Consider the following 743-nt stretch of genomic DNA (forward strand, 5'->3'; position numbering starts at 1 on the left):
GTGCCGAAAGACTCATCGCAATTGCACCACAATTGCGCGCCAAGGGCGCCGGCGACGTGATCTTTTTGCTACTCAGTGAAGACGCCGTCTCCGGCTCGCTGACGACCAAGAATCTGTCGCGCTTTGCGTCGCGGCGGCTGTTCGAGCGGCTGCAGCAACTGGAGGCCGTGCGCGAGCTTTCCGGCCGCACCACTTTTCGGCTGTTTGGGTTGTAGGGATGAGCCAAGCGTCTGCCCGCCGGAAGCCAAACGTTCAGCCGGCTTTGCTGGATACCGAGCTGGAACATCTGCCGGCCGAGCTTCGCTGGCGCGAGTGGATGGGCCGCGTCGAAGCGGTGATCTTTGCGGCAAATGAACCGGTGACACGTAGTGTCCTTGCGCGGGTGGTGGGGAAGAACTGCAATCTGGAGCTGATCATCGACGACATCCGCGCCGAGCTCGCCGGCCGCCCCTACGAGCTGGTCGCGGTCGCTGGCGGCTGGCAGCACCGGACCAAAATTTTTTTTGGGGACGCTATCCGCGCTGCCTTTGGCACGGCAGCGGGCGAGGGGGCAAAAGAACTGTCGCAGGCGGAGGCGCTGGTTTTGATGTGCATTGCCTATTTCCAGCCGATCACCCGTGGCGAGCTGTCAGGCTTCTTCGGCAAGGAAGTGTCGCGCGACCTGATCGGCGTGCTGCGCGCGCAAGATCTGATCGCCTCGGGGCCGCGCAGCCCGCAGCCGGGCGCGCCCTATACCTATGTGA

General features: G+C 63.5%; 2 protein-coding genes. Both read left to right on the forward strand.

Going from position 1 to position 743, the window contains the following annotated elements; genetic code table 11:
* Positions 1-215 (forward strand): DUF1403 family protein (locus EN749_RS36690; protein WP_128365089.1); only part of this gene is annotated, 215 nt, incomplete at its 5' end.
* A 2-nt stretch (positions 216-217) separates the two neighbouring features.
* Positions 218-743: SMC-Scp complex subunit ScpB (locus EN749_RS36695; RefSeq protein WP_145991219.1), on the forward strand; the 526-nt coding region annotated here is incomplete at its 3' end.

Source organism: Mesorhizobium sp. M7A.F.Ca.ET.027.02.1.1 (genome assembly GCF_004022985.1).
Lineage (GTDB): Bacteria > Pseudomonadota > Alphaproteobacteria > Rhizobiales > Rhizobiaceae > Mesorhizobium.